The following is a 7,703-nucleotide window of genomic DNA, read 5'->3' on the forward strand; positions in this document are numbered from 1 at the left end:
AGTTGATCGAGCCTTGGCGCGGGCAGATATCGGTGGCGGCGGTCAACAGCCCGTCATCGGTGGTCGTGTCGGGTGATGCGGACGCGCTGGACGAGTTGATCGCCGCGTGTGAGCAACGAGGCATCCGGGCACGGCGGGTCGAGGTGGACTACGCGTCGCATTCGGTGCATGTGGAGTCTCTGAAGGATGAGTTGCTGGAAGTTCTGGCGCCGGTGTGTCCTCGTTCGGGTGGGGTGCCGTTCTTCTCCACGGTGACGGGCGAGTGGCTGGATACGGCGGAGCTTGATGCCGGGTACTGGTTCACCAATCTGCGCCAGACGGTCCGGTTGGAGCCCGCACTCCGCACCCTGCTGGCCGAAGACCACCGGGTGTTCGTCGAGGTCAGCCCGCATCCCGTCCTTACGGTGCCGGTGCAGGAGACGGTCGAGTCCGTCGGCGCCGAAGCCGTGGTGACCGGCACCCTGCGCCGAGACGACGGCGGCCTTGGGCGGTTCTACACCTCGCTGGGCGATCTGTTCGTGCACGGCGTGGAGGTGGACTGGTCGCCGGCGTTCGCCGCGCACCGGCCGCGGGTGGTGGACCTGCCCACCTACGCCTTCCAGCGGGAGCGGCACTGGATAAATTCCACTGCCGAGCACCCCCGCAAGCCCGCTTCCGACGAGCCCCGTCAGCCCGCCGACGGGAAGACCGACGCCCTCGGACCGCGCCGACCGACACTCGATCTCGTACGGGACAACGCTGCGGCAGTGCTCGGCCACCGGGATCCGTCCGGGATCAACGCCGCGTGGACGTTCAAGGATCTGGGCTTCGACTCGGTGACATCCGTGGAACTGCGCAACAGGATGAACCGGGTTCTCTCCGTGCAGCTGCCGTCCACCGCGCTGTACAACCATCCCTCACCCGCTCGACTCGCCCGCTACATCGACGCGGAACTCATGGGCGGCACGAACGACGTCGAGCAGGCGCACCTCCCGGTGACAGACGCCGATGAGCCGATCGCCATCGTCGCGATGACCTGCCGCTACCCCGGCGGCGTTCGGTCGCCCGAAGACCTGTGGCAGATCCTGCGGGATCGGGTGGACGCGGTGTCGCCGTTCCCCACCGACCGTGGCTGGGATCTCGACGGGCTGTACGACCCCGACCCCGAAAGTTCGGGCACGAGTTACGTACGTGAGGGCGGGTTCCTCGACGCCGCGTCCTTCGACGCCGGATTCTTCGGGATCTCGCCGCGCGAGGCACTTGCCATGGACCCGCAGCAGCGGCTGCTCCTGGAGACCTCCTGGGAGGCGCTCGAACGGGCGGGGATCGACCCGACATCGGTACGTGGCAGCCACACCGGCGTGTTCATCGGAGCCATGGCTCAGGAGTACGGCCCCCGCCTCCACCAGGCCGGCAAGAAGGTCGAGGGCCACGTCCTGACCGGAACGACCGCGAGCGTGGCCTCCGGTCGGATCGCCTACACGCTCGGTCTCGAAGGACCGGCCGTCACTGTGGACACGGCGTGCTCCTCGTCCCTGGTGGCGCTGCATCTCGCGGCGCAGGCGCTGCGCGCTGGGGAGTGCACACTCGCGCTGGCCGGTGGGGCGACGGTGATGGCTCGGCCCGGCATGTTCGTGGAGTTCAGCCGTCAGCAGGGGCTCGCGCCGGACGGGCGGTGCAAGCCGTTCGCCGCCGGCGCCGATGGAACGGCGTGGGGCGAGGGCGTTGGGATCCTGCTTCTGGAACGCCTGTCGGACGCCCGGCGCAACGGCCACCCGGTACTCGCGCTCGTCCGCGGCAGCGCCATCAACCAGGACGGCGCCTCGAACGGCCTCAGCGCCCCCCACGGCCCGTCGCAGCAGCGGGTTATCCGCGCCGCGCTCGCAACTGCCGGTTTGCGGTCGTCCGACGTCGACGCGGTCGAGGCGCACGGTACGGGGACGACGCTCGGCGACCCCATCGAGGCACAGGCGCTCCTCGCCACGTACGGCCGCGACCGGGACGAGGACCGGCCACTGTGGCTCGGCTCGCTCAAGTCCAACATCGGGCACACGCAAGCCGCCGCCGGTGTCGCCGGTGTCATCAAGATGGTGCTCGCCATGCGACACGGCGTCCTGCCGGAAACGCTGCACCTCGACGAGCCGTCACCCCACGTGGACTGGTCGGCGGGCACGGTGCGGCTACTCACCGAGACCCAGCCGTGGGAGGAGAACGGGCATTCGCGACGGGCCGGCATCTCGTCGTTCGGCATCAGCGGGACCAATGCCCATGTGATCGTTGAACAGTCGCCGGCGAAACCGTCGTACGAGGCAACCGGCGACGAGCAGGACGGTGCCCCGCACCGAACGGTCGTGCCCTGGGTGATGCACGGCCGGTCCCCGGACGCGCTGCGTGCGCAGGCGCAGGTGCTTGCCGCCCACCTCGAATCCCGCCCCGATGCGGCACCGTACGAAGTGGCGCACTCCCTCCTTACGACCCGCGCAGCACTCGAACACCGGGCAGTGCTCGTCGGCGACGACCGGGCCGCGCTGCTCGCGGACCTGCACGCCGTGGCTGACGGCGACCCCCGGCCCAGTACCGCCATCGGATCCGTTCCCACCGACCCCGGGCGGGGAGTGGTGTTCGTCTTTCCGGGTCAGGGGTCTCAGTGGGTGGGGATGGCGGTGGAGTTGCTGGATTCCTCGCCGGTTTTCGCTGCGCGGTTGGCGGAGTGCGAGACGGCGTTGGAGCCGTTCACCGACTGGTTGTTGACGTCGGTGTTGCGTGGGGTTGAGGGTGCGCCGGGTCTTGACCGGGTGGATGTGGTGCAGCCGGTGTTGTGGGCGGTGATGGTGTCGCTGGCGGAGGTGTGGCGTTCGTACGGGGTGGAGCCTGCCGCGGTGGTCGGGCACAGCCAGGGAGAGATCGCGGCCGCTTGTGTCGCGGGGGGACTGAGCCTGGAGGACGGCGCTCGGATTGTGGCTCTGCGGAGTCTGGCCATCCGGTCGCTGTCGGGACAGGGCGGAATGGTGTCGGTGGCGTTGTCCCGGCCCGAGGTGGAGGAGCTGATCGAGTCATGGCACGGGCAGATATCGGTAGCGGCGGTCAACAGCCCGTCATCGGTGGTGGTCTCCGGTGATGATGACGTTCTGGGCCGGCTGGTGGAGGAGTGTGAGCGGCGTGGTGTCCGGGCACGGCGGATCGAGGTCGACTACGCCTCGCATTCGGCGCATATGGAGGCGATCGAGGACACGCTGACCGACGTCCTGGCGCCGATCGCCCCGCGGACCTCGTCCGTGCCGCTCTTTTCGACCAGCACCGGGGACTGGCTGGACACGGCGGAGATGGACGCCGGGTACTGGTACGCCAACCTGCGGCGGACCGTCGAGTTCGACCCCGCCGTCCAAGCCCTCGCGGACGCGGGCCACCGGGTGTTCGTGGAGGTCAGCCCGCACCCTGTCCTCACCGTGCCGCTTCAGGAGACCGTCGAGGACGCCGCCGCCGACGCGGTGGTGACCGGAACGCTGCGCCGCGACGACGGCGGGCCGGGTCGGCTGTACACCTCGCTGGGCGAGTTGTACGCACACGGCGTGGACGTGGACTGGGCCCCGGTGTTCGCCGGCCGCCGTCCGCGAGGCGTGGACCTGCCGACGTACGCGTTCCAGCGGCAGCGCTTCTGGCTGGAGCCCGAAGCTGCGGCGGAGGCCGCCTCCCCTGAACAAGAGGCGTTCTGGGCAGCTGTCGAGAGCCAGGACGGAGAGGCGCTGGCGGGTACCCTCGGGCTTCCCGGCGCAGGGGCACTGAGTGAGGTGCTCCCTGCGCTCTCGTCGTGGCACAGGGATCGGCGGCAGCGCGGTACGGCGGACGGATGGCGCTACCGCATCGCCTGGCGGCCCCTCCCCGAACCGGCCGCCCGGCAGCTCGAGGGCACCTGGCTCGTCGTGGTTCCGGCCGGGTACGAGGACGACACGCTGGTGTGCGGCGCCCTCGACGCTCTGGAGGCGGCGGGCACGCGCGCACAGCCGCTGACTGTGGACGCCAGGGCCGGGCTCGCGGACCGGCTGCGCGCCGAGGCCGGACCGTTCACCGGTGTGCTGTCCCTGCTGGCCCTGGACGAACGGCCGGACAGCGAGCACCCCTGCGTTCCCGCCGGCCTCTCGCTCACTCTCGCCCTGGTCCAGGCACTCGGAGATGCGGGGATCGACGCGCCGCTGTGGTGCGTCACCCAAGGTGCGGTCGCCACCGGCATCAGCAGCGGTATCGGCACGGGTGAGGACGAGGCGCCTGCGAACCCGGACCAGGCCGGGGTCTGGGGGCTCGGCCGGGTCGCCGCGCTGGAGCACCCTGAGCGCTGGGGCGGCCTCGTCGACATGCCCAGCCAGGCTGACGGCCGTTCAGCGGCCCTGCTTGCGCAGGTCCTGGCAGCCGGTGACGACGAAGACCAACTCGCCGTCCGGGGTTCCGCCGTGCTGGGGCGTCGACTGGTCCCCGCACCGGTAGCAGGCACAACCCCACGGCGCTCCTGGCGCCCACGTGGCACCGTCCTGGTCACCGGCGGCACGGGGGCACTGGGCGCTCACATCGCCCGCTGGCTCGCATCCAACGGCGCGGAACATCTCGTCCTCACGGGCCGTCGCGGCGCCGATGTCCCCGGTGTGGCCGAACTGAGCGCCGAACTCCGCGACCACGGAGTCCGCGTCACCGTCGCGGCCTGCGACATCGGCGACGAACAGGCGGTGGCAGCCCTCGTGCGGCAGATCGAGCACGACGGGGACCCGATCCGCGCCGTCGTGCACGCCGCCGGGGTCAGCGCCCTGGCCACGCTGGCGGACACCGGACCGGAAGACCTCGCGGCGGCACTCGCGGGCAAGGTCGCCGGAGCCGACCACCTGTCCTCCGTACTCGATCCCGGACGACTCGACACCGTCGTCTACTTCTCCTCCATATCCGGCACGTGGGGAGTCGCCGATCACGGGGCGTACGCCGCGGCCAACGCGCTCCTCGACGCCCGCGCGGAACGGGGCCGGGCCGACGGGCTACCGGTGCTGTCGGTCGCCTGGGGCCCCTGGGCGGGCGGCGGCATGATCGCGGAGTCGATCCAGGACGTCCTGCGGCGCCGCGGAGTGCCCGTCATCGACCCGGAGACAGCGATCACGGCACTCCAGCAGGCGCTGGACCACGACGAGACGACGATCGCGGTCGCCGATGTGGACTGGCAGCGCTTCGACAGCGTCTTCACCTCGGTACGGCGCAGTCGATTGCTCACGGAGATCCCCCAGCTCACGGCGGAGGGCGATGGTGAGGGCGAGGAGCGAGCGCCCGTCCTGTCGGTGCTCGCCAAGCGGCTGGCCGGACTTGACGTCCGGCAACGCGCCGCAGCGCTGCTGGCTCTCGTCCGTGAACAGGTCGCCTCCGTGCTCGGGCACGACAAGACGGCCTCGGTGGACCCCGAACGCCCCTTCAAGGAGCTGGGCTTCGACTCCCTGACCGCCGTCGAGCTGCGCAACCGGCTGGGCCGGGCCACCGGCCTGCGGCTGCCCAAGACCGTCGTGTTCGACCATCCGAGCCCGGCCGCTCTCGCCGAGTACGTCGGCGTTCAGACACTCGGCGAGCAGGAAACCGCCGCGAAGCCGGCCGCGGTGCCCGCTTCCCCTCGCGCGAGCGATGAACCCATCGCGATCGTGTCGATGGCCTGCCGCTATCCGGGTGATGTGCGGTCGCCCGAGGATCTGTGGCGGCTGGTTCGGGACGGGGTCGACGCCGTGTCCGCGTTTCCCACCGACCGGGGCTGGGACCTGGACGGCATGTACGACCTCGACCCCGACCGGCCGGGCGGGAGCTACGTCCGGGAGAGCGGCTTCCTGCGTGACGCCGGTGACTTCGACGCCGAGTTCTTCGGGATCTCGCCGCGCGAAGCTCTGGCGATGGACCCGCAGCAGCGGCTGCTCCTGGAGACCTCCTGGGAGGTCTTCGAGCGCGCGGGCATCGACCCCAAGTCCCTACGCGGCAGCGCGACCGGCGTCTACATGGGTGTCACCGACCAGGAGTACGGCAACCGGCTGCGGGCGGCCGACCCCGAGCAGATCGAGGGGTACCTCGCGACCGGGGCGGCCACCAGTGTCGCGTCCGGCCGTGTCTCGTACACGCTCGGGCTGGAAGGGCCGGCGGTGACGGTGGACACCGCATGCTCGTCGTCGCTGGTCGCTCTCCACATGGCCGTGCAAGCTCTCCGGTCGGGTGAGTGCTCGCTCGCCGTCGCCGGTGCCGCCATGATCATGGCTGATCCTGGGCCGTTCATCGGGTTCAGCCGTCAGCGGGGGCTCGCGCGGGACGGTCGGTGCAAGCCGTTCGCGGCGGCGGCAGACGGCTTTGCGCTCTCCGAGGGCGTCGGCGTGCTGTTGGTGGAGCGCCTGTCGGACGCCCGGCGCAATGGACACGCCGTGCTGGCTGTCGTACGTGGTACGGCGGTCAATCAGGATGGTGCGTCGAATGGTCTGACGGCGCCGAATGGTCCGTCGCAGCAGCGGGTGATCCGGGCCGCGTTGGCGAATGCGGGTCTGTCGGCGGGTGATGTGGACGCGGTCGAGGCGCACGGTACGGGGACGACGCTCGGCGACCCCATCGAGGCGCAGGCGCTGATCGCCACGTACGGGCAGGAGCGGGACGAGGACCGGCCGCTGTGGATCGGCTCGCTCAAGTCCAACATCGGGCACACCCAGACCGTCTCCGGTGTGGCGGGTGTCATGAAGATGGTGCTCGCCATGCGGCATGGCGAGCTGCCCGCGACGCTGCATGTGGATGAGCCGTCGCCGCACGTGGACTGGTCGGCGGGTGCGGTGGAGTTGTTGACCGAGGCGCGGCCGTGGAAGGAGGAGCCGGGACGTCCGCGGCGTGCCGGTGTCTCGTCCTTCGGCGTGAGCGGGACCAACGCGCATGTGATTGTCGAGCAAGTGGGGACGACGGAGGGCGCCTCCGAGCCGGCGTTGGGCCCGTCGTCGTCGGGTGTTGTGGTGCCGTGGGTGGTTTCTGGGCGTTCTGTTGAGGCGTTGGTGTCTCAGGCGGGTCGGTTGGCGTCGTGTGTGGAGGGTGCTGGGCTGTCGCCGGTTGAGGTGGGGCATTCGCTGGTGGCGTCGCGGTCGGTGTTCGAGCACCGGGCTGTAGTGGTGGGGTCGCAGGGCGATGAGCTGGTCGCGGGGCTGCGGGCGGTTGCGGATGGGCGTCCTGATCCTGCGGTGACGATCGGCGGTGTATCGGGCCCGACTGGCAGCACGGTGTTCGTCTTTCCGGGGCAGGGGTCTCAGTGGGTGGGGATGGCGGTGGAGTTGCTGGATTCCTCGCCGGTTTTCGCTGCGCGGTTGGCGGAGTGTGAGGCGGCGTTGGGGCCGTTCACCGACTGGTTGTTGACGTCGGTGTTGCGTGGGGTTGAGGGTGCGCCGGGTCTGGATCGGGTGGATGTCGTCCAGCCGGTGTTGTGGGCGGTGATGGTGTCGCTGGCGGAGGTGTGGCGTTCGTACGGGGTGGAGCCTGCCGCGGTGGTCGGGCACAGTCAGGGGGAGATCGCGGCGGCTTGTGTCGCGGGCGGATTGAGCCTGGAGGACGGGGCTCGGATTGTGGCGTTGCGGAGTCTGGCCATCCGTTCGCTGTCGGGACAGGGCGGAATGGTGTCGGTGGCGTTGTCCCGGCCCGAGGTGGAGGAGTTGATCGAGCCTTGGCGCGGGCAGATATCGGTGGCGGCGGTCAACAGC

1 protein-coding gene is annotated in these 7,703 nt (G+C 70.5%); it reads left to right on the forward strand.

Going from position 1 to position 7,703, the window contains the following annotated elements; translation table 11 throughout:
• The coding region (locus tag ACZ3H8_RS40285; protein WP_467410271.1) for a type I polyketide synthase at positions 1-7,703 on the forward strand (7,703 nt) is incomplete at both ends.

It is taken from the genome of Streptomyces sp. NPDC002868, from assembly GCF_055563295.1.